This window comes from Paenibacillus sp. 01T442 (genome assembly GCF_056398345.1).
The window spans coordinates 49471-73004 of the sequence record NZ_JBFTPF010000012.1 but is presented as its reverse complement, the minus strand read 5'-3'; the positions used below and the strand labels follow the sequence as shown (position 1 = coordinate 73004).

The following is a 23534-nucleotide window of genomic DNA, read 5'->3' as shown; positions in this document are numbered from 1 at the left end:
GATACATAAAGGAGAGAATAGCATGGACTACATAATGAAAAATCTACATTTTATTTTCACTCACGTTCCCATTGCGCTATTAATTTTCAGCTTTGTTTTTGATGTTGTGGCCCTTATTTTTAAAAAGAAGGAATGGCACTCAGCGGGTATGCTGTGCCTTGTCGTTGGTGCGATTGGTGCGATTGCCAGCGTTCTTACAGGGCCAGAATCACGGAATACGCTCGTTGGCTCACATGAATTCTATGCTAGGCTAACGATGATCCTTGCTATTGTATTAGCCGTAGTACGTGTAGGCTTGCTTGTTTGGAAAAAGCTCGAGCTCGGCCGCAACCCGATCTTTCTCGTTGCTTCCCTTGTCGCGGTGCTGCTCGTTAGCTACACAGGTCATCTTGGTGGCAAAATGGTACATCGCGACATGCAAGGCTTCCCAGGTGGCGGGCCTGGTATGCAGGGTGGACCTGGAGGCGCTCCTGGCATACAAGGAGGCCCCGGCCAGAATGGCCAAGGGGGCCAAGGCCAAACGCAGGGTGGCCAGCGTCAAGGTGGCCAAGGCCAAGGACAGCAGCAACCTGGTGCTCAAACGTCACCTGTACCAGCTAAATAATAAAAGGGAGATTAACTGCGATGAAGCTACGAATAAAATTACCTCTTATACCTCATCCTAGCAGAGGTATTGCATAACGTCTTCAGGAGGTAACGATCACCATATGACAAAGGTTGATTCAAGCTTACAATCGCAAAATCCGATCTCATCCGCACAAAATTCCGTCGACAACGTTCACCAAGCCGTAAATCATGCACTATCTCACCCAACTGAGCAAACGACGGATGAGGCTCAAAATGCCATTTCCAAGGCGGAAAATGCTGTAGCACAGGCAAGTCTCCAATCGGACAGCCCCGCGGTGCAGCAAGCTATGGAGTCCTTGGACGAAGATAAGGCACGACTTGCGAGTTTGGAATAAACACATTTTCAATGAAGATATCGAAATAAATGAAGAAGGCCGTATCCCGTAGTTTACAACTACAGTGGATGCGGTTTTTTGGCGTTTCCGTTCGCTTTCTGCTTGTACAACAGACCTCATGATGAAATGGTACTTCCGTGCTACACTAAAGAGACGAATAGCTTGTTAGCCCTGTCTTCATAATTTCTTAAGAATTATGGTAACTATTTTGTAAATAGTGTCTATTATCATTAGGCTAGTACGGTGGCTTGAAGTGAGATGATGAAAAGGTGCGTGGACGTGACGAAATACCAAGTGCTGGTCGTCGATGACGATATCGACATTCAGGAAGCGATTGAGATTTATTTGAGGGGCGAAGGGATGGAAGTCAGCAAAGTGAACAACGGTCTGGAAGCGCTGCTTTTGCTGGAGGAAAAGGAGTTCCATTTGATCATCCTTGATATCATGATGCCGAAGATGGATGGGATTCAAGCGACATTCAAGATTAGAGAGAGCTGTAATGTCCCCATCCTGATGCTTTCCGCCAAAACAGAGGATATGGACAAAATTATGGGCCTGAATGTTGGCGCTGACGATTATTTAACGAAGCCTTTCAATCCACTGGAGCTGATCGCCAGAGTGAAGTCGCAGTTAAGACGCTACACAACGCTAGGGCCATTTGGAACGGAAAAGACGGCAAACGAGGAGTTAAGCGTCCGCGGCCTCGTGCTCAATCCAGTCACCAAGGAAGTCACAGTCGATGGCGATAAAGTACGTATGACGCCAACAGAATTCAAAATTTTGGAGCTGCTGATGGTGAATAAGGGACGTGTTTTTTCTATCGACGATATTTATGAAAAGGTGTGGAAAGATCCCGCCTTTAACGCGGAGAATACCGTGGCTGTGCATGTTCGCAGAATTCGCGAGAAAATCGAAATTAATCCGAAGGATCCTAAATATTTGAAGGTGGTGTGGGGTGTTGGCTATAAAATGGAGAAGTAGATCACTCTCCCTGGTGCTGCTGGTCGGTGTTTTCATCATGTGGACATTGACGTTATTCGCAGCAACGAATGTCTATAAGAACAGTGTGTACTTCGGTGAGGACGCTTATTTCAAAAGCGGGGCATTCGCGAGGGAAATGAATTCCATCTACGAGAATATTCAGTTGTACCATCTGGAGGCTCCGCATTTTAATGAGAAAACACCAGAAGAGCAGCTAGGCAATAATGACTATTATAACGTGAAAAGTGATGCGGAGCGAACCGTAGAGGAGCGTGTCAGAAATCTGGAGCAGAAGTACAGCCAGCRTATCGACACGGCTCGCAATCATGAAACAAATGCAGACGTTGATCGGCTGGAAGCTGAAAGAGACGCGAAAATGGCGGAGTTGAATAAGGAGAAGGAAGCTACTTTTCAACAAAATCTGAAGGCTGCGATTACGGCTAAGCAAAAGCAATTCTTGTCCGCCAAGACAAATTTGGATAACCGTCTTAAATCACTCTACTATGTCGTGAAAAACTTGAAAACCGGTGAAACCTATAGCAATATCTCATCTGAGGCGCTGCAAAAAAAGGTAGATCAACAGGCGTTCATGTATACACTAACAGTACCCAAGTTAGATGAACCGAACAGAATGTTGTACGCCATGAACTATGACCAGGTCAGTGCTACATACTTTATCTTAAACCCATCGCAAGGCACGGGCATTATTCAGACAGATTATCTCTCTTACCAATCAGTAAAAAAGCAAGCGACAGCAACGGTTTTCTGGCTAGCAGCACTCTTGGTTCTCACAATCGGGCTAACCTACTTGGCAAGAAAATATCGGGGAGATACCATATCGCTAATCGATATCGAAAGGGTGGTAAGGGAACGCCTGCCGATCGATGTTCGGGCTTGGACAACTTTTATTGCGGCTGCTGCCCTGTTCGGTATCCTCTTCGATGCTGAAATTTACTACTGGTCTCCGACATATATCAGTATTTATCAAATAAGTATCGTACTCATCGCAACAACTTTACTTGTCATTGTGTACAGTGGTTTTCGCGGTGCAGTCGCATTGCTGAAACATCCGGACAATCTCGCTATGGAATGGAGAAGTAGTTTAACCGCGTCATTCTGCCAAACCCTGAAGATACGCTGGAGCAAAGAGGCTTGCTGTTCAAGCTAGTCGTCTTTATGGCGATCATTGCGATCATGGGCTTCTTGCCCGTGTGTGTAGTAGCTTCTAGCGGAGAAGAGGCTGTTATCGTCTTTACGTTCGTCTGGTACATCCTGTTCCTACTCGTGGTACTGCCATATATGATGCGGAAGATTAAGCAGCTTCGTGCCATTATCAAAGGCGTGGAACAAATGTCGCAAGGCAACTTCGATGTGACCCTTCCTGCCAAAGGCAAAGGACAGCTCTCCCACATGGCGATGAACATTAACAATTTGAAGTACGGCCTGCAGCTTTCGCTGGAGAAACAACGCGTCAGTGATCGTCTCAAAACAGAGCTGATTACGAATGTTTCCCATGATTTGAAAACACCGTTAACCTCCATTATCAATTATGTGGATTTACTTAAAAAGGAAGGGTTGACCGCTGACCAATCCACCCACTACCTCGAGGTGCTTGATCGAAAAACGCAGCGGCTTAAAGTGCTGATCGAAGATCTTTTCGAGGCATCGAAGATGGCAAGCGGAGCTACAGAGCTTCATTGGGAAAAAGTCGACGTTTCCGCCCTACTGACACAAGCCTTGGCGGAGTTCAGCGACAAAATCGAGGCGTCCACGCTGACTTTTCGCGTAAACGTGCAAAGCCCGCATATGTATGCGCTGCTGGATGGCAAAAAAACGTGGCGCGTCTTCGAGAATCTCATCGGTAACGCCTTGAAATATGCCTTGCCGGGAACTCGGGTTTACGTCACGTTGACGGAAAACATAGAGCGCGTGATCCTCATCATTCAGAATATCTCGCTCCACGAGCTCAATTACGGCGTAGAGGAGCTGTTCGAACGCTTCAAACGCGGCGACCAGTCTCGCGGAACAGAAGGCTCTGGCCTCGGCTTGGCCATTGCCAAGAGCATCGTTGAGCTGCAGGGCGGCACGCTCACGATTGACATTGACGGCGACCAATTCAAGGTTATTGCCGAATTTGAGAAGCGGGAGTTGCTGACTGCACCGGGAGCGTAGTTGAATAATAAGGCTACGACGCAGGTCCCAAGCTCCCGTGTAAGCGTAAATGGCCAAAGATGCGAAAATACACTTATTTTTGGGGTAAAGGTCTAATTCAAGGTGAATAAGTGCAAATAGGCATCCTTTAGGATCAAAAGGCATCCAAATGAGCAGGGCGGGCGGAAATAGTTGCACTTTTGCAAGCATTTTAGATGGAAAAATGAATTCAATAAAAAAGGTTGCACTTATGCACTTTTGAAGGCTTCACAACCCTACGAACTAAACAGAGAGGGCCCCCGCCACATGCATGGCTTAAGGGATACCCTCTCTCTTTTTATTTCAACTCCAGCTCCAACTCCTCCAACGTATACCGGTTGTCCCACAAAAAAATCATGTCATACGCTATTGAGTCCTTCGAGACAAACCTTGCTGTAGCTGTAATAACGCCGCCTGTAATCGTTCCGAATCCCACAATCCATCCCATCAATGCAAACACTTGATCGACCATGTGCATTCACTCCTTTGAGGCGCGATGAACTCCTAATCTATCCATATGCCCGATGAATTTGAAACATGTGTGACATTTGAAAGCCTTCTCATCACGAGTATAGACATCGGAAATGTCGGGCTGGGAGAGTTGCATTTTAATCTTTTTATCCGATTGACACGTTCAGAAGAGGGATGGTAAGATCACCCTGTAAGGTTCGAATAGACAGCTTTTGGAAAATTAACAGGCACTTAATGTGCCGGGCTCATCAAACGAAATAGGGGGTTTCACTATGGATATTATGGTTATTGTCCTTAACACACATCATAAACGGACACGCGTCCAACCTAATTTCATAGATGGTAACCCGCTGGTTGGCCCGAGCGACTGCATACGCATGTTCGGCTGTTAGCACCCCTTCCCATACGTTAAGTTGTGAAGCGCGGGTTACGAAGTTCGTAACGAGCGCTTTTCTGTTTCTATAGATGGCATATCGCTGCGCGCGGTGTGTCTTTTTGCGTCTTTGGGTGTCTATGCGCCATTTGAGAGGAGTGACAAGATCGTATGTTTACTGTATTAAAGAAATTAGCTTGGTTTTTCAAAATGAACTGGAAACGCTACAGCCTCGCGATTGGGCTGCTGATCATCGTTGGCATCATTGATGTTTTACCGCCAAAGCTGATTGGTTACGCGATTGATGGCATACACATGGGTACCTTAACGGGAGCCAAATTGGGGCAATTACTCGCCTTTTGGGGCGCACTCATCGTCGTGAGTTATGGGCTGTCTTACATTTGGTTGTACCAGCTGTTCGGCGGAGCCTTCGTCCTTGAACGTGTGCTGCGCTCCCGATTCATGCGGCAGCTGCTGCGGATGACGCCTACCTTCTATGAGCGCAATCGCACGGGTGATCTGATGGCTAGAGCGACGAACGATTTGCAATCGGTATCGACTACCGCCGGGTTCGGGATTTTGACCTTCGTCGATTCGACGCTGTTTATGCTAACGATTCTGAGCATGATGGGTTTCTTCATTAGCTGGAAGCTGACGCTTGCCTCGATTTTACCACTGCCGATTATGGCTGTTGCGATTACGATTTTTGGCGGCCGCATCCATGAAAGGTTCATCCTCGCACAGGATGCTTTCGGTCAAATGAATGACCGCGTCCTGGAAACCATCGCAGGCGTTCGGGTCATCCGAGCATTCGTGCAGGAGAAGGCGAGCGAGCACAATTTTGCGACGATGACGGACGACGTTTATCGTAAAAATATCGCCGTAGCGGTAATTGATGCTCTTTTTGAACCAACGGTCAAAATTCTGGTCGGTATTTCCTACCTGATCGGACTTTGTTACGGAGGCTATCTCGTGTTCCACAGTGAGCTGACGCTCGGAGAGCTAGTGTCCTTCAATACCTTCCTGGGTATGTTGATCTGGCCGATGTTTGCGATCGGTGAGCTGATGAATATTATGCAGCGCGGGAATGCATCGCTAGATCGGGTCAATGAGACCCTTGGCTACAAGCCGGATGTCATAGAAGCTCAGAAAGCTGCGACGCAGCTACAACCAGATTCAATCACCTTTGACAATGTAACGTTCCGCTATCCGTCCTCATCCATTGATAATTTAGTTGGCATGACGTTTCGCTTAAAACGCGGACAGACGCTCGGTATTGTCGGCCGAACAGGCAGTGGCAAAACAACCCTGCTGAAACAGCTGCTTCGCGAGTATCCTGTCGGTCAAGGCGCGATCACGATCACGGATACGCCAATTGAACAGATCGCGATCGATACGCTGCATGGTTGGATCGGATATGTGCCGCAGGAGCCGATTCTATTCTCCAAAAGCGTGCGCGAAAACATTATGTTCGGCAAGGGGCAAGGCACCGAAGAAGAATTACATCGCGCGCTTGATCTAGCTGCGTTCCGCAAGGACGTCGAGTTCCTGCCGGAAGGTCTGCAGACACTCGTCGGGGAAAAAGGCGTCGCCTTATCCGGCGGTCAGAAGCAGCGCGTCTCCATCGCGCGGGCGTTGTACGTCGATCCGGAGATTCTCCTGCTCGACGACGCGCTCTCTGCGGTCGATGCGAAGACGGAGGCCGAGATCATCAGCGGTATCCGCACGGAACGCGCAGGCAAAACCACCCTAATCACCACGCACCGACTCTCTGCCGTGCAGCATGCCGATTGGATTGTCGTGCTCGATGAGGGTTATATCATTGAAGAAGGCACGCACGAGCAGCTTCTGGCCCTCGGCGGCTGGTATAAAGAGCAATATGACCGTCAACAGCTCGAGGAGCAGACGGTTGGGATGGAATAGATGATGGGGCACATCGAGCCCCCAACGATATGAGACAAAAGAAAAGTAGGTGAGACTCCTGATGACACAAACGCAACAAACGAAACAAACAAAACAAACAACATCAACGAAACAAACCGGAAAACGGTTGTTCCAATATGCGGCCAAATTCAAGCAAACCTTGCTCATCGCGCTGCTATTCTTATCTTTGGCTGTCGCTACTGAGCTGGCGGGACCTTTCATTGCCAAGCATATGATCGACACCCACATTCTCGGCATCGAGAAGCCGTGGTACGAAACACAGTCGGCAAAGAAGGGTGAGAAGGCTGTTGCTTTTGAGCAGACCTTCTATAAGCGGGGTGACAACTACGCAGAGGGTGAGCCGAAGGGCAAAGAGGTCCGTATCCTGCAAGTAGGCAGCAAGTTCGTGTGGCTGGATCAAGCGCTCCCCTGGGATGGCGTCCGCAAGCTGACGGATGATGGCAAGCTGCTGGTTACGCAAGGCACGGAGCAGGCGGAGTATGCCGTTCGGAAGCTGAGTGTGCAGGAGCTGTATAGCTTTTATCAACCACAATTTGCAGAGTTAATGAAGCTGGCGGGGTTCTATGTGATCTTGATTTTCGTGGGAGCCGTCTTTACCTACGGGCAGAGATATTTGCTGCAAGCGGCAGCGAATCGCATCATTCAGCGCATGCGCAGAGATGTGTTCGCGCAAATTCAGCGATTGCCGATTAATTATTTTGACAATCAACCTGCAGGCAAAGTCGTTTCACGCATCACCAACGACACGGAGTCGGTCCGAGATCTGTATGTGCAGGTGTTGGCGAACTTTTTTACAGGCACCATCTACATTCTAGGAATTATCGCGGCCATCTTCATTCTCGACGTTCGGCTGGCTCTCTTCACGCTGCCGATCATTCCGCTGCTCATTGCGTGGATTATCGTGTACCGCAAGTATGCGTCGACGATTAATCATGAAATTCGCGAACGGATTAGTAGCATCAACGGGATGATCAATGAAGCGATTCAAGGGATGACAATCATTCGAGCTTTTCGTCGGCAAAAGGAAACGACTGAGGAATTTGAGGTTTTGAATGAAGAGTACACGCACTATCAAAATAAACTGCTCAGCTTGAATTCCTTAACCTCTCATAACTTGATGAACGTGGTGCGGAACCTGTTCTTCTTCGGGTTGATCTGGTATGTGGGCGGCAGTTCGCTCAATGCGGTGATTACAGTTGGTGTGCTTTATGCCTTCGTCGATTACCTCAACCGGATGTTCCATCCGATGGTAGGTATCGTGAATCAGCTGCCGAATTTGGAGCGAGCGCTTGTGTCGGCTGACCGCGTGTTCGAGCTGCTAGATGAACAGGGAATCGACGTTGTTGCTGAAAAAGCAGACCGCTACAAAGGCCACGTGAGCTTTGAGCATGTTGGCTTCGCCTACAAAGAAGGGGAGGATGTGTTGAAAGACATCTCCTTCGAGGCCAAACAAGGGCAGACGGTTGCACTGGTGGGGCATACCGGATCGGGTAAAAGCTCGATCTTGAATCTGTTATTTCGCTTCTATGAGGTCAGCGAAGGCCGTATCACGGTCGATGGCCGTGATATTCGCGAGCTGTCGAAGCAGCAGCTTCGCCAGCACATGGGCATCGTGCTGCAGGATCCGTTCCTGTTCACGGGGACGATTGCGTCCAATGTCTCCTTGGACGATCCGTCCATCACCCGGGAACGGGTGGAGGCGGCGCTGCGCGAAGTTGGCGCAGCGGAGATGCTTGGGGCGCTGCCGCGCGGCCTCGATGAGCCTGTCATCGAGAAGGGCAGCACGCTGTCTGCTGGGCAGCGGCAGCTGATTTCATTCGCCCGGGCGCTGGCGTTCGACCCGGCGATCTTGATCCTCGATGAGGCGACGGCCTCCATCGACACGGAGACCGAGGCCATCATTCAGGCCGCGCTCGAAGTGCTTGCGAAGGGGCGGACCACCTTCATCATTGCTCATAGGCTGTCGACGATTCGCAGCGCCGACTTGATTCTTGTGCTCGACCACGGCGAGATCGTCGAGCGTGGCACGCATGAGGAGCTCATGGGGCTCCTCGGGCGGTACTACCAGATGTACCAGCTGCAAGCTGGACATCCGGAAATTGCCGCTGCTGCGGAGAGCGGCGAGTCGATTGGGCATAAGATCTAGGTCGCGAGTCGTAGACGAATCTCGACAAAAGGCTAACGACGCTGACTTTCCAATATGCTACAATAAAACAAATTGATGCTTATGGGAAGTGGAGGAGAATTTATGCGTTCAGATACGGTTCGTCTGCTTAATCTGCTGCAGCTATTATCAGAAGTAGCAATTGCAGTAGGGTATTTACTTGGGTTAATCCCATTCGTGTATGCATGGTCATGTGCTTGGGTCATTCCATTGGTGTTCGTGAATTTGGTGTTTGCCATCCTCACGGGCAATGGGACTACGCTGAAAACGATCATCAACATCGCATTGGCCTTTTTAAGTCTCATTCCTTTGCTCGGTTATGTATTCCGCTTTGGCGGCATCGTCGTGTCGGGCTTGAATATGAGAGACTTGTCCAAGAGAAGAAACAACTATTAGACGTAGTGAAAAAACGGATGGCGCCGAACTGGCGCGCATCCGTTTTTTTTCTTTAACAGGAAATATAGCTAATTTGTATGGTTGAGAAGGCGACTTTGGCAGTCTCCGCTTTAGCTCGCTCCCACGGCCTGTGTAATTCTAACGGACACCAGCGCCGCTATTTCGAAAAAAGCAAGCAGTTTTCTAGTGTAACGGACATCAGTGCCGTTATTTACTATTTGAGAGGCAATATAACGCCCGAAACACGAGGATAACGGCCGTGTTGTCCGATAGAATAGGCGAATCCAGTTAAATGACTGAATAACGTCATCTGTGTCCGTTAGACGAGGTGGCGTACAGGTGTGGTTCGGCGTTATTCGCTCCCCCGCTAATACGCCAACCCGACGCGGCAGCCGACATACGCGTCCTCCACCGCGACACGGTAGGTGAACGCCGCGGTGTCGCCCACGGAAATGGACGTGCCGCCGTCCGGCAAGAAATCGCGCTCCGCGCGGAACTGACCTTGCGCTTCGCCGTCGGGCAAATAGGTTGGACACACGACTGTCCAACCTAGGCCCGACGCAGCGAGCAGCGCCCACGCCTGGCGGTGCTCCTCGGCCGCGCGTGTCGACGAGCGCCGCGTGTCCGGCGCTTCAAAACGCAGCAGACCCGGATGCTCCCGGCTCTGCAAGATGCCGGCCGTGCCGACGGTAACCACGCGGCTCACGCCGGCAGCCTTCATCGCCGCGATGAGCAGCGGCGTCGCCTCGGTCAGCACGGTGCCGCCATCGGTGCCAAGGCAGCTCACGACGACGTCTACGCCTGTCATGGCGCCTGCGAGATCCTCTGCGGAACAAGCATTACCTTGCAGCAAAGTGAGCCGATCGGAATGCAGTGATATTTTATCCATACTCCGCACGATTGCCGTTACCTCATGACCATCCTGCAGGGCTTGAGCTAGAACGCGCTGACCCACACGGCCAGTTGCTCCTAATAGTAGAAAGTGCATCATCGTACTCCTTCGTATGTCATCTGTTCTCCTAGTATAACAAACTTGAACCGTCGCTTCGAATCCATCATAATAGAAGGTATTGAATCCAAGTGAATACGGAATTAGAAGGGAATTTCAGGGGCATGAGAATTAATAAGTTTATAAGTGAAACCGGCGTGTGCTCCAGACGTGAGGCGGACAAATGGGTCGAAGCTAGGCGTGTGACGATCAATGGTGAGATTGCGGGGCTCGGCAGCGTTGTAGGTCCTGGTGATGAAGTGAAGGTCGATGGGCGGGCAATTGGAGAGAAAAAAGAGCACGTCTACATCGCGCTTAACAAGCCTGTGGGTATTACCTCGACAACGGAGGCGCATATTCGTGGGAATATCGTGGATTTCGTGGGGCACTCGGAGCGGATTTTCCCAATTGGCAGATTGGACAAAGACTCAGAAGGTCTTATCCTACTGACGAATAACGGGGATATTGTTAACCAGATTCTTCGTGCAGAGAACAATCACGATAAAGAATACATCGTAACGGTGAATCGGCCGATTACGCAGATGTTTTTGCGGGGAATGGCTAGTGGGGTGCGGATTCTGGGCACGATGACGAAGCCTTGTGAAATCATTCAAGTCAACGAACGTGTATTTCGTATCATTCTCACACAGGGGCTGAACCGGCAAATTCGTAGGATGTGCGAAGCGTTCGGATATCGTGTAGTGCGTTTGCAGCGTGTGCGCATCATGCATATTCATTTGGGCTCTTTGAAAGTTGGGAAGTGGCGGGATTTGACGCAAGGAGAATTAAAGGATTTGATGCAAATGCTTAGCCAGGAGAAGTCGCAGACGAATCCATAACTGAACATGAATCGCATGAATAGACTTGAGCATTCCGTGTAGGATGCTCAGGTCTTTTTCTATGAAGTGCGAGAATGAATCAGAGAAAAATATTGGTATTTTTTTCTTGCGTAGTTGCAACCTTTTTCCAGAGCACACCGTCAAGTACTATATGGCAGTTGGACGCGTCCAAGCATGTGGGTCCACATGTCGTATGGAGATCTACTTGAGGAGGAAGATGACTTTGAAATTATTGAAACAAGCAGGCACAATGGTACTCGCTTCGACATTGTTGCTGACAGTTGCCCCGATGGGGGCATGGGCGGCGGAAAGTGTATCTGGTTCAGCTACGTCCGCGATGTCATCCCCTGCCTACCCAGGGCAAGCCGACGTCTCGGCGCAAGATGCCAAAATTACAAAAGAACAAGCGCTTGAGTATGCCAAAGCTTACATAACACTACCTACGGATTATATTCTCCAATCGATAAGTTTAAACGCTTTCTATGGCCAGAATGGACAGAATATCCCAACGTGGAACATTAGCTATTCGAAGAAAGTGAAAGATCGTTACTATGGCTCAGCTAATATCGCCATCAATGGTTTGGATGGAACACTCACGTCTTACAATATGAATGACAATGATCCTGAACATAAACCGTCGTATCCGCCTAAGGTGGATTTCCAGGCTGCGAAGGAGCTGGCTGCAGCATTTGTAGCCAAAGTAAATCCATCGAAGCAAAAGGAACTGCTGTACGATGACTCGGTAGAAAAATCTTTCCGTACCCCGCTTGACGGCAATTATCAATATAACATTCGCTATGATCGATCCGTTGGKGGAGTTCCTTTCTCCGGGAATGGACTTAATGTCAACGTCAATGGTGAGGGTCAGGTTACGAGCTATTGGTACAATTGGGACGATAAGGTGATTTTTGATAAGGTGAGCACACCGATTTCGAAAGAGAAGGCAGATCAGCTTTTCCGTGAGAAGATGGAGCTTGCCTTACAATATCAAATCCCGTATAACACGCAAGGGAAAAGAGTACCGATTATTTCCTACTTCATGAACAGTGTTGCTTTGGATGCGGCAACAGGCGAGGTTTGGCAACCATTTCCTAGCTTGAATGGTAACAATAAGCCATTAACAGATAAGCCACTGGGAACGAAACCGCCAGCTACCTTGAATTTGACGAAGGAAGAAGCCGTTAAGAAAGTGGCAACGACGTTTAACCTATCCGCTGAGTACAAGCTGCAAGAAGCTTCCTACAATGAATCGAAGAATGCTGAGACGGGTGAGACCTTATCGAGCTGGAACATGAGCTGGGCCAAGGCAACGTCGGATACAGCGGCTACTGGAAAAATTGGTGCAGGAAATAACGTTTGGGCTTCCGTGAACAGTAAAACTGGCGTTATTACTAATTTTAACTATTATGTTCCATATAGCAGTGAGAATGATAAGCCTATCGAAGGCAAAGTTTCATTAGATGATGCGATTGCGAAAAGCACGGAGTTTGTCAAAGCGCAGCTTCCTGCTTCTACGGATCAACTCGTGCTGAATGTTCAGAAAGAGTACTCTCAGGATATGCTGAAGCAAATGCGCACATGGGAAATTAGCTACAAACGCGTCATTGACGGCGTTGCTGTGGGGAATGAAGAGGTGCGGGTAAGCATTGACCGTGTAACTGGAGCCATCTCGAACTATTATGTATCTCTAAGTGATAATATCGCGTATCCTGCTCAAAAGCCTGAGGTTATTTCCATCGATAAGGCCAAGGCTCTGTGGCTGGCACAGTTCGACGTGAAGCTTGGCTACGTATTGGAGAGTAACGGATACACAGGCGCTATGCCAATCGAGAAATACCGTGTAATGGTAGCGGCAGGGGAGATACCTCCATCTGCGGTGACGGATGCCAAAGCGCAGCCAAAGGCGAAGCTTGTGTATTCCCTTGTTCCTAAAAATGTGAATCGCGATAACTTTATTCTGGATGCCGAATCGGGTCAATGGCGCAGTGCGCAAACTGGCGAGGTTATCTCGTTGGATAAAGTGATTGTAAGTGATATTGATAAGCACTGGGCACAAAATGAACTTCAACTGATGCTTGATTATCAAGCTTTGGATGTGAAGGACGGCAAAGTGAACCCTGACCAAACAATTAAGCGCGGTGAGTTGGTCAAAATGCTGGTCATCGCCATGAATGGCGGCAACGGCGGCATCTATTACGGAGCTGAGCGTGCTGCTTCTTTCGCGGATGTGGGCAATGGCTCTAAATATTTTGCCTATGTGGAAAATGCCGTTGATCGCGGGCTGCTTGATGTAGGGAAAGAGTTCAATCCGGAAGCTGCGATGAATCGTGAAGAAATGGCGCAATTGATCGTGAAAGCGCTGGGTTATCACAGCCTAACGAAATTTGACGGCGTATTTAACAAGGATTTCTTGGATGCTGGGAAAGTGTCTAACGTTGGCGATGCTGCAATTGTGTTAGGGCTGAAAATTATGACGCTCAGCGATGGCTACTTTGCCCCACAGAATGAAGTGACGAAAGCACAGGCTGCAAGCGCGTTCTATCGCTTCTTGCAAACGAGAGCCAAATTGCAAGATAAGCCGCGATACTACTATTAATCTTTCTAACGTGAATCGCATAAGTGAAACGACAAAAGACCTCTCAATGCAGTATTGAGAGGTCTTTATTCAGCCGTCTAGGCATTTGTATCAAGAGAGCTAATCTCTTTTGAAAAGAAAGTAGAACAACTGACGGTAATGTGCCTTCATATGCTCTTTCGTATAGGCTTTCTCGTTTTTAATGTGAAAATAGCCAATCGGTGACATCGAGCAAATGATCGTGTGGGCTGCAAAATCGGGCTCTGCTTGTGGCTCTTGCCCAGGGCCAAGGGATTCGAGAATAAGCTCCGACAATTTATCGCGTATGAAATGGTAAATAGGGGAGAGGAAGAAGTTGCTGCGGCCATCCTCGCAGTTGATATTAATCTTAGTTGACATGGCAACGATTAGCTCGGCTTTTTCCTCAATTTCATCAATCCATAACTCCAAAATGCCAGTCAGTCGATCAATGGGTGCGGCTTGGTTATGTTTATCGAGATACATCATAATGTCATTAATAAATTGCTTCCCATAATGTTGAAGAACATCGAAACAAAGGTCTCCTTTATCCGCATATCTGCGATAGAGGGTTGCTTGTCCAATGCCCGCTGTTTTGGCAATTTGATGCATGCTGACCGATTGAACGCCATAATCATGAAAGAGTTGTTTGGCGGTTTGGAGTATTAATTGGCGATTTTCCATGGCGTCCTTGCGTTCATGACGAATGGACATCTGTAACCACCTCTTTAGATGTGAATTTATTATGTTCGTATTGACAAAGAAACGAAATTTCTGTTAGCATCAGGAATGTAAGCGGACATTTGTCCGTTTACAACGAAAGTTATTGATGTTCGTGTATGTCTGCCACTATGTATTGTACAGGGTATACTATATACGGTCAACGATAGACAAAAAGAGAGAAATTAATCGGATGGAGGGATTACATGTCTTCACAAGCAACATCGAAAGAAACAGAAGCCCCGTTCTCAATGCGCAGCATTCTGGGGCCGCTGATCGCGATTGTCGTAGGTATTTTCATGGTTATTTTGGACGGAACAGCGGTTAACGTTGCACTTCCTAAGCTGCAAGAAGAATTCAATCTGTTGAACTTATCGCTCGTTCAGTGGACGGTCATTGGTTATGCCTTAGCACAAGCCGCGGTTATTCCATTGGCAGGTTGGTTATCGGATCGTTTCGGTGCCAAGAAAATTTTCCTGATTTCCGTAGGTCTCTTCACAATAGGCTCTGGTCTATGTGCGCTAGCGAACTCGGTTGAAATGTTGATTGCTTACCGTATCATTCAAGGACTAGGCGGCGGTGTTGTGGTGCCGATTGCAATGGCATTCATTTATCGTCTATCTCCTCCAGGTAAAGTAGGGGCTGTTATGGGGATGATGGGGATTCCGATTCTACTGGGTCCTGCTCTTGGTCCTGTTATTGCAGGTTGGTTAGTTGAGTATCACAGCTGGCAGTGGATTTTCCTTATCAATTTGCCTATTGGTGTCATTGGTATTATTTTAGGTATTCGTACATTGCCAAATATGCAGCGTCAAAGCGTTGCTTCTCTAGATTTGTTGGGTATGTTGTTAGGGCCTTTAGCTTTCGCGGCACTTGTTTATGGTGTTTCCAACGGTGGTATTGATCCAATTACGGGGAAATCCACATGGACAGATGCAGATACGCTGATCGGTTCTGGCGTTGGTGTCATTTCACTTATCCTATTCATAATTGTTGAATTGAAACAGAAGAATCCACTTTTGGAGCTTCGCGTATTCCGTTCAGGGAACTTCACGAAAGGGATTATCGTTCAATGGATTTCACAAATTGCCATGTTCGGTACGATGTTCCTTGTCCCTCTATTCTTACAACAAGCACATGGTTACAGCCCATTGAAAACAGGATTGATCATGCTTCCTCAAGCTTTGGCTTCCGGATTGTTCATGCCAATCGGGGGTAAGCTGTCCGACCGTTTCGGTTCTCGTCCGCTCGTTGTAGCGGGAATGGTACTAACAACGATTTCGGCATTCTTGCTTTCCAATATTTCCGGTGATTCCGGAGTGGGTACGGTTATGCTGCCGCTTACGCTTCTGGGAGCGGGTATGGGACTATTCATGATGCCGCTGAACAATCACTTGATTCAATCGGCACCACAGAATTTGGTTGGTCGTGTAACGTCTTTGACGAACGCGGCGCAGCAAGTTATGATGTCTTTCGCGATTGCGATCTTGATGACGATTTTCAGTACGAAATTTAAGGATTTGATGGTTGAGTCAGGCGCACAAAAGCCAGATGTAGGCTTATATGCTTCTGCATTCGGACATACGTTCCTCATTTTGCTGGGTATCGCTGTTGTTGGTGGGCTGCTTGGTTTGATGCTGCAGAAACCTAAGAAAATTGAAGGCGATTCAGAGAATACGGCTGAAATTCCGATGATGATTGGTCATTAATCCGTAAGTTTGGACGTATATAGGAGCCGCTCCTCAAGGTCAATTGACTAGGGGGGCGGCTTTTGTCTGTTACAACGAGGCGGCTGTACGGTGAATCAAATATAAGCGCTTTAGTGATGAAAAACATCACTAAAGCTGAGGAACCGCGTTGATTTAGAGTGAATCTCCCGAGATAGTGATGAAAAACATCACTAAAGCTGAGGAACTGCGTTGAATCTGGGTGAATCTCCCAAGTTAGTGATGAAATACATCACTAAAGCCACAGAAACGCGAAAACGTGTCTTCCATAGTGATGAAAAACATGCTTACAGATAGAGAAAAATACTCTCCTCTATATTTGCGTACAGAACGCACCACATATGTTACAATTGATGTTAAAACTTAAAAGAAGCTTCAACAAAGAAAGGGTGTTCGAGAAGATGGTTGTATCTGGTAAAGTGGGTTTGGAAGATATTATTAGAGCCAATCATGTGCTCAGCAAGGTGATTGAACCATCGCCGCTGCAACGCAATGAGCTGCTCTCTAGCCAGTATGAATGTAACGTTTATCTTAAACGTGAAGATATGCAAATCGTGCGTTCGTTCAAAATTCGTGGAGCTTACAATGTGATTCAGAGCTTAACGGAAGAGGAACGCGCAGCGGGGGTTGTGTGTGCAAGTGCAGGCAACCATGCACAAGGTGTAGCTTATTCCTGTAAGCAGCTAGGCATCGAGGGCAAGATCTTCATGCCGACTACGACACCGCGTCAGAAGATTTCGCAAGTGAAGCTGTTCGGAGGCTCATTCGTGGAAGTCATCCTCGTTGGCGATTCCTTTGACGATTCTTCGACCCAAGCCAAGGCGTACTGCCTGAAGGAGAATAAAGTCTTCATTCACCCGTTCGATGATGTGCGCACGATTGCGGGGCAAGGGACGGTAGGTCTGGAGATCATGAATCAGATGCCGGAAACACCGGATTTCATCTTTGCAACGATTGGTGGAGGTGGACTAGCTGCCGGAGTTGCGACCTATGTGGCAAGTGTTTCACCACGGACGCGCATTATTGGCGCAGAACCCGAAGGCGCGGCAAGCATGACGGAAGCACTGAAACAAGGCGCGGTCGTCAAACTGCCTTCCATTGAGAAGTTTGTTGACGGTGCAGCCGTAGCGCAAGTGGGTGAGATGACGTTTGACATTTGCAAAGAGAAGCTAGAGGATATCGTCATCATTCCTTCCGGCAAAGAGTGTACAACCATTCTGGAGCTCTACAATAGCAACGCAATTGTTATTGAGCCTGCAGGGGCGCTTCCAGTGGCAGCGCTGGATGCATACCGCGAACAAATTCGCGGAAAGAACGTTGTCTGTATCATTAGCGGTGGAAACAATGACATCGACCGGATGCAGCAAATCAAGGAGAGATCCCTTGTCTATGAAGGCTTGAAGCACTACTTCGTCTTGAATTTCCCCCAACGAGCAGGAGCTTTGCGTGAATTTTTGGAGGAAGTGCTAGGGCCTTCCGATGACATCACGCGTTTTGAGTATACGAAGAAGAATAATCGTGACGATGCACCCGCGCTGGTAGGGATCGAGCTTAAGAATAAAGACGATTACGCAGGGCTTATCGAGCGCCTTTCTCGTAAGGATTACGGCTATATTGAGATCAATAAAGATCCAAAACTATTTAATTTGCTAATCTAGGATTTGATAACACGTGAGTGTCATAAAATTAACATGGAGCAATCTAGATTTTATTAACCGCTGGTTGTATAATCAATAATCGGGGCTTAGAACCTATATTGTCGGCAAAAACAAAATGGACATGTTAACTTGTGTGACATGACGAATTACGTGAATCGTTGATAGATTTGCTTCTCTGTTTGGAATCAAAATGATACACTTAATTTGAAGTCAACTTACATAATTTAACTGAATTTGGTCAACCTACAGTGTGGGCTTCATAGTTTCAATTAAATGATGATACGATGGGGGTAAAATCGATGAAGAAGATTTTTTCTACAGTTCTGATGACTGTAACGGTTTCTGCATTAGTGATTTCCGGTTGTGCCAAAAAAGAAGAGACAGGTTCATCCGCATCACCAGCAGCAAGTGCAGTAGCTAGCGACAACACAGGCAAGGACTTCAAAATCGGCATGGTTACAGATATCGGTGGGGTTAACGACAAATCCTTTAACCAAAGCGCTTGGGAAGGCTTGACACTACTGAAGAAACAAACAAGCGCTAACGTGAAAAACCTTGAAAGTAAAAGCGATGCAGACTACACGCCTAACTTGAATCAATTCGTTAAAGATGGCTACAACCTGACTTGGGGTATTGGTTTCTTGATGGGTGACGCAGTTAAAACGGTAGCAACTCAAAACCCGAACGCAAAACTTGCGATCATTGATAACGTAGTAGAAGCTCCAAACGTAGAGTCCGTTACTTTCTCCGAGCAAGAAGGTTCCTACCTTGTTGGTGTGGTAGCAGGTCTTACAACAAAAACGAATAAAATCGGTTTCGTTGGTGGGATCGACATTCCGGTTATCAAACGTTTCGAAGCTGGTTTCGTAGCTGGCGTTAAAGCGGTAAAACCAGATGCTAAGATTCAAATCAACTACACAGGTGCTTTCGACAAGCCTGATCTTGGTAAAGCAGCAGCAGCAACGATCTATAACGATGGCGCTGATATCATTTTCCACGCAGCTGGATCCACGGGTAACGGTGTATTCAACGAAGCGAAAGATCGCGCGAAAAACGGTAAAAAAGTATGGGTTATCGGTGTAGATAAAGACCAATCCCTTGAGTTTGGCGACGAAGTTACACTAACGTCCATGTTGAAACGTGTTGACTCTGCGGTGCTTCGTGTATCCAAAGATGTGATTTCAGGTAAATTCCAAGGTGGCAAAGTTGTTACGTTGGGTCTGAAGGACGATGGTGTAGGCCTTCCTGAAACATCCAAGAAAAACGTTTCTGCTGACATCTTGAAAAAAGTTGACGAGTACAAAGCCAAAATTATTAGCGGCGAAATCAAAGTTCCTGAAAAACCATAAGCGTCGATCCGACGTTACTGGTAAGAACGATAGGTTTGCTTCTGTACAAACAAGGCTAGTTATACTAACTAGCCTTGTTCTTTAGTTTTAATGGAAAATGGGAAACAAATAATAAAAAATTGATCATTAGGGTGATCTTATGAGTGAAGCAGTCCCAGTTGTTGAACTTCGGAACATTACGAAACGATTTCCAGGCATAGTTGCTAATGATGCCATTAGCCTGAAGCTGCAAAAAGGCGAAATTCATGCCTTGCTTGGCGAGAATGGTGCAGGAAAATCAACACTGATGAACATTGTGTTCGGTTTATATCAGCCGGACGAAGGTAGTATTCATGTACAAGGCAATGAGGTTTTTATCGACAGTCCGAATCGAGCGATTGAGCTCGGCATCGGGATGGTGCATCAACATTTCAAGTTGGTACAACCATTTACAGTAACTGAAAATATCATTTTGGGGATGGAACCCAAACGTGGTATGAATGTGGATATTCGAACAGCACAAGATAAAGTGCGCAAGCTATCTGAGCAATATGGTTTACGTGTGGATCCAAAAGCCAAAATCGAAGATATTTCAGTCGGTATGCAGCAACGTGTCGAAATATTGAAAACGCTGTATCGCGGCGCCGATATTTTAATTTTTGATGAGCCTACAGCTGTACTAACGCCGCAAGAAATTAGTGAATTGATGGTCATTATGCGTAACCTTGTGAAAGAGGGCAAGTCCATTATTCTCATTACACATAAGCTGAAAGAAATTATGGAGATTGCCGATACAGTGACGATTATTCGTCGTGGTAAAGTGATTGATTCCTTGGCATGCGCCCAAGCGAATCCGCAAATTCTGGCCGAGAAGATGGTCGGACGTGATGTCTCCTTTAAAGTTACTAAAGAAGCAGTAAAGCTTGGTGAACCTGTTCTCCAAGTGCAAGATTTAATGGTGCGTAATCAACAAGGATTAGCTTCGCTTAAAGGGCTTAATTTTGAAGTGAAAGCTGGCGAAATTCTAGGTATCGCGGGTGTAGATGGCAACGGTCAAAGTGAACTGATCGAAGCATTGACGGGCTTGCGTACAGTGGATGAGGGTAAAGTGCTGCTCATGGGCAGTGACATAACGAATCAGACACCGCGTGAGATTTCGGAGGCAGGGCTGTCGCATATCCCTGAGGATCGGCATAAACACGGGCTTGTGCTTGATTTTACAATGAGTGAAAATATGGTGCTCGAAACGTATTTCCACCCTGCGTATAACAAAGGCGGCTTCTTGAACTATGACGCGATTGATAAGCATGCGGAGGCGTTGATTAAGCAGTTCGACGTGCGTACACCAAGTATTTACAACAAGGCACGCTCCTTGTCTGGCGGTAATCAGCAAAAGGCGATTATTGCAAGGGAAATATATAAGAATCCCAATCTGTTGATTGCGGCACAGCCGACGCGTGGTTTGGATGTTGGTGCGATTGAATTCGTTCATCGGATGCTGATTGAGCAGCGGAACAAAGGGAAAGCCGTTCTGTTGATTTCTTTTGAATTGGATGAAATTATGAATGTTTCCGATCGGATTGCTGTTATCTACGAAGGACAGATTGTGGGCGAAGTGATGCCGCAGGATACGAACGATCAGGAGATTGGTCTGCTGATGGCTGGCAGTAAGCGCACGGAGAAAGGAGCCCTTCATGAATAAAATTGTTCGCGTTTTTACAAGTGAATCAGCGGTCAATCCCCTTGTGGCGATTGTGCTGGGGCTGCTATTCGGAGCGCTTGTCATGCTGGCTGGCGGTTACAATCCTATTGCTGCGTATGGATCATTGTTCTCTCGGATTTTGGGCAGTCCGTACGATATCGGGGAGTCGATTCGGGCGATTACGCCACTTATTTTAACCGGATTATCTGTTGCCTTCGCTTTCCGTACTGGGTTGTTCAACATTGGTGCGGAAGGGCAGTTCGTGATGGGGATGACGGGGGCTACTTTTATTGGTGTCAAAATCCATGGTCTGCCATGGATCATTCATGCTCCCCTTGCGGTTATTGTCGGTGCGTTGGTTGGTGGTCTTTGGGGGGCTATTGCCGGTTATTTGAAGGCGAAGCGTGGAGTTAACGAAGTGATTACCACGATCATGTTGAACTGGATCTCCTTATTCCTGTCCAACTATATCGTGAACACGTTCTTACTTGAGCCGAAGCAGCAACGTTCGTATATGATTCAAGACTCGGCCTCACTCAGTATCGGCTGGTTGTCAGAAGCGATGAACCATGCGAGGCTCCACTGGGGGACCTTGATTGCCATTCTGGCAGCAGTCGTCTTCTACTTGATTCTTTGGAAAACGAAGCAAGGCTACGAACTGCGTGCCGTAGGGCATAATATCGATGCCGCTAAATATGCGGGCATGAACGTGAATAAGAACATCATCAAGGCAATGTTCATCTCCGGTGTGTTTGCTGGACTTGCTGGTGTATTCGAGGTTCTTGGTGTCTTCCATTATCAGGTCGTTGCTGCAGGCACACCAGGGTATGGGTTTGATGGTATCGCGGTATCCTTGCTCGGGGCCAACAATCCGATAGGCGTTGTGCTGGGCGCTGTCCTTTTCGGCGGCTTATCTTATGGTTCTGCGGGGATGAGCTTTGGTGCAGATGTACCACCAGAAATTATCCGTATTGTCATCGGATCGGTGATTTTCTTCGTCGCTACCCAAGGTATTGTCAAATGGGTATTGATCCCGTTCTACGGCAAACGCAAGAAAGAGAGGGCTTCGTAATATGGACCTGCTCAGTATGCTTAATGCGTTCTTCACGAAATTCAGTGAACTTATTAATACAACGCTGGTGTATTCCACAGCGCTAATCTTCGGGGCTTTAGGTGGGATTTACTCGGAGCGCTCCGGTATCGTCAATATCGGGATCGAGGGTCTGATGGTTTCCGGCGCATTCGCTTCCGCGGTTGGCGCTTACTACGCGGAAGAAGCAAACATGGGGATCTGGTCCCCGTGGATTGGACTCTTGTGCGCGCTGCTATTCGCTCTGATCTTCGCCTTGATTCACGCGGTTGCGACGATTTCGTTCAAAGCGAATCAAGTTATCAGTGGTGTGGTTATCAACTTCTTGGCAGCTGGCGTAACGTTGTATTTGGTGAAAGTATTGTTCAATGGTGCGGGTCAAACCGAAACGCTGAACGATGTATTCTCCAAATGGGAAATTCCGCTTCTCTCCAAGATTCCGTATATCGGCTATGCACTCTTTACTGCCTATCCGACGACGTATATTGCGTTAATCCTAGTCTTCGTGACATGGTATGTGTTGTTCAAAACACCATTCGGCCTGCGTCTGCGTGCCGTTGGTGAGCATCCGAGTGCCGCGGATACGGTTGGGATCAAAGTGAAGCGCGTACGTTATCTCGCTGTACTGATCAGCGGTCTGCTCGGCGGTCTCGGCGGGGCGACGATCACGCTAACGACAACGAGTGCGTTCTCGCATAACACGATCTCGGGTCAAGGCTTTATTGCAATGGCCGCGATGATTTTCGGCAAATGGCATCCATTTGGCGCACTGGGCGCCGCGGTATTCTTCGGGATGGCGCAAGCGCTAAACAATTTCATGCGGTTGTTCGATTTCTCCAAAGACATCCCGCAGGAATTCCTCTACATGCTGCCTTACGTACTGACAATCCTCGTATTGGCTGGGGCCGTGGGACGTGCGAAAGCACCGTCCGCACTGGGTGAGCCGTACGATCCGGGTAAGAGATAGCGTAAATGAAACATGCAAAGCCAGAGAGCAATCTCAAGGCAATGCATGTTTTTTTTGACATAAAAGAAATTTATATGTTTTGGGTTTGGGTAAGCGAAGCTTTCCCCTTCATCTATAATCAGACTTCACTTTATCTGATTTCGGCTTTCCCACCCGGCTAAATGGAAAACATACAGTTAATTATCGCAAATTCCTCCGAATTTCACGATTTGATGGAATTTATTATGTGGTTAAATCATTCGATTTCATCCGTATTCTCTTGAAATCTTGAAATTACATGGATAATTTCTAGTTAAATCACGGAAACACGAAATAGACGTGAACTTAGCTGTACAAAATACAGTTACTCTAGTGTTTGGTCCACGGCTGCCCGCATCCCTGCACGAGAGAGGAGCGCCAACGTGGTTGCCGTACAACCCTTTTCTTGTATTTCTCCATAAA

Annotated in this window: 19 protein-coding genes; 16 read left to right on the top strand and 3 right to left on the bottom strand. The window is 47.6% G+C overall.

What is annotated here, in order from left to right:
* The first annotated feature begins 22 nt into the window (after positions 1-22).
* The 5 genes from AC1DLM_RS12710 (at position 23) to AC1DLM_RS12690 (ending at position 4115) form a co-directional block, all read left to right on the top strand.
* A complete protein-coding gene (locus AC1DLM_RS12710) occupies positions 23-604 on the top strand; it encodes a DUF2231 domain-containing protein (RefSeq protein WP_477570127.1) in 582 nt (193 codons plus the stop codon).
* Between the two features lie 103 nt (positions 605-707).
* Complete coding sequence (locus tag AC1DLM_RS12705) at positions 708-962, top strand: hypothetical protein (protein WP_477570126.1); 255 nt, start codon at positions 708-710, stop codon at positions 960-962.
* 279 nt (positions 963-1241) lie between these two features.
* Complete coding sequence (locus AC1DLM_RS12700; RefSeq protein WP_477570125.1) at positions 1242-1943, top strand: response regulator transcription factor; 702 nt, start codon at positions 1242-1244, stop codon at positions 1941-1943.
* Complete coding sequence (locus AC1DLM_RS12695) at positions 1921-3111, top strand: hypothetical protein (RefSeq protein ID WP_477570124.1); 1191 nt, start codon at positions 1921-1923, stop codon at positions 3109-3111. Before AC1DLM_RS12700 ends, AC1DLM_RS12695 begins: the two co-directional genes overlap by 23 nt.
* Positions 3096-4115 (top strand): HAMP domain-containing sensor histidine kinase, encoded by a 1020-nt coding sequence (locus AC1DLM_RS12690; protein WP_477570123.1) that lies wholly within the window; start codon positions 3096-3098, stop codon positions 4113-4115. Before AC1DLM_RS12695 ends, AC1DLM_RS12690 begins: the two co-directional genes overlap by 16 nt.
* Before the next feature lie 316 nt (positions 4116-4431).
* Here AC1DLM_RS12690 and AC1DLM_RS12685 read toward each other — a convergent pair whose 3' ends face one another.
* Positions 4432-4605, bottom strand: coding sequence for a hypothetical protein (locus tag AC1DLM_RS12685; RefSeq protein ID WP_477570122.1), 174 nt, complete (start codon positions 4603-4605; stop codon positions 4432-4434).
* A gap of 543 nt (positions 4606-5148) precedes the next feature.
* Between AC1DLM_RS12685 and AC1DLM_RS12680 the strand changes: the two genes are divergently transcribed.
* From AC1DLM_RS12680 to AC1DLM_RS12670, 3 genes are all read left to right on the top strand, one after another.
* Positions 5149-6900 (top strand): ABC transporter ATP-binding protein, encoded by a 1752-nt coding sequence (locus tag AC1DLM_RS12680; RefSeq protein WP_441989693.1) that lies wholly within the window; start codon positions 5149-5151, stop codon positions 6898-6900.
* 61 nt (positions 6901-6961) lie between these two features.
* Positions 6962-9067, top strand: a complete 2106-nt coding sequence (locus AC1DLM_RS12675; protein ID WP_441989692.1) for an ABC transporter ATP-binding protein — start codon at positions 6962-6964, stop codon at positions 9065-9067.
* 102 nt (positions 9068-9169) lie between these two features.
* Complete coding sequence (locus AC1DLM_RS12670; RefSeq protein WP_171638272.1) at positions 9170-9481, top strand: hypothetical protein; 312 nt, start codon at positions 9170-9172, stop codon at positions 9479-9481.
* A gap of 367 nt (positions 9482-9848) precedes the next feature.
* Here AC1DLM_RS12670 and AC1DLM_RS12665 read toward each other — a convergent pair whose 3' ends face one another.
* Positions 9849-10469 carry an NAD(P)-dependent oxidoreductase gene (locus tag AC1DLM_RS12665; RefSeq protein ID WP_477570182.1) on the bottom strand — a complete coding sequence of 207 codons (621 nt, stop codon included), beginning with the start codon at positions 10467-10469 and terminating at the stop codon, positions 9849-9851.
* Between the two features lie 125 nt (positions 10470-10594).
* Between AC1DLM_RS12665 and rluF the strand changes: the two genes are divergently transcribed.
* Together rluF and AC1DLM_RS12655 are read left to right on the top strand one after the other, a co-directional pair.
* Positions 10595-11308, top strand: coding sequence for a 23S rRNA pseudouridine(2604) synthase RluF (gene rluF, locus AC1DLM_RS12660; protein WP_441989691.1), 714 nt, complete (start codon positions 10595-10597; stop codon positions 11306-11308).
* A 223-nt stretch (positions 11309-11531) separates the two neighbouring features.
* Positions 11532-13904, top strand: a complete 2373-nt coding sequence (locus tag AC1DLM_RS12655; protein ID WP_477570121.1) for a YcdB/YcdC domain-containing protein — start codon at positions 11532-11534, stop codon at positions 13902-13904.
* Positions 13905-14003: 99 nt separating this feature from the next.
* Here the strand turns inward: AC1DLM_RS12655 and AC1DLM_RS12650 are convergent, their stop codons facing one another.
* Positions 14004-14615: a TetR/AcrR family transcriptional regulator gene (locus AC1DLM_RS12650; protein WP_441989689.1), complete on the bottom strand. Its 612-nt coding sequence runs from the start codon at positions 14613-14615 to the stop codon at positions 14004-14006.
* Positions 14616-14827: 212 nt separating this feature from the next.
* On the opposite strand from AC1DLM_RS12650, the gene AC1DLM_RS12645 reads away from it, so the two are divergent.
* The 6 genes from AC1DLM_RS12645 to AC1DLM_RS12620 all read left to right on the top strand — a co-directional run bounded on the left by AC1DLM_RS12645 (position 14828) and on the right by AC1DLM_RS12620 (position 23093).
* Positions 14828-16330: an MDR family MFS transporter gene (locus tag AC1DLM_RS12645; RefSeq protein WP_441989688.1), complete on the top strand. Its 1503-nt coding sequence runs from the start codon at positions 14828-14830 to the stop codon at positions 16328-16330.
* Between the two features lie 419 nt (positions 16331-16749).
* Complete coding sequence (gene ilvA, locus AC1DLM_RS12640) at positions 16750-18006, top strand: threonine ammonia-lyase IlvA (protein ID WP_477570120.1); 1257 nt, start codon at positions 16750-16752, stop codon at positions 18004-18006.
* 299 nt (positions 18007-18305) lie between these two features.
* Positions 18306-19355 carry a BMP family lipoprotein gene (locus AC1DLM_RS12635; protein WP_441989686.1) on the top strand — a complete coding sequence of 350 codons (1050 nt, stop codon included), beginning with the start codon at positions 18306-18308 and terminating at the stop codon, positions 19353-19355.
* A 139-nt stretch (positions 19356-19494) separates the two neighbouring features.
* Positions 19495-21036, top strand: a complete 1542-nt coding sequence (locus tag AC1DLM_RS12630) for an ABC transporter ATP-binding protein (protein WP_441989685.1) — start codon at positions 19495-19497, stop codon at positions 21034-21036.
* The gene (locus AC1DLM_RS12625) at positions 21029-22108 is read left to right on the top strand and encodes an ABC transporter permease (protein ID WP_171638258.1); all 1080 of its coding nucleotides are present in this window, start codon (positions 21029-21031) and stop codon (positions 22106-22108) included. Before AC1DLM_RS12630 ends, AC1DLM_RS12625 begins: the two co-directional genes overlap by 8 nt.
* Position 22109: 1 nt before the next feature.
* Positions 22110-23093: an ABC transporter permease gene (locus AC1DLM_RS12620; RefSeq protein WP_441989684.1), complete on the top strand. Its 984-nt coding sequence runs from the start codon at positions 22110-22112 to the stop codon at positions 23091-23093.
* The last annotated feature ends 441 nt before the right edge of the window (positions 23094-23534 follow it).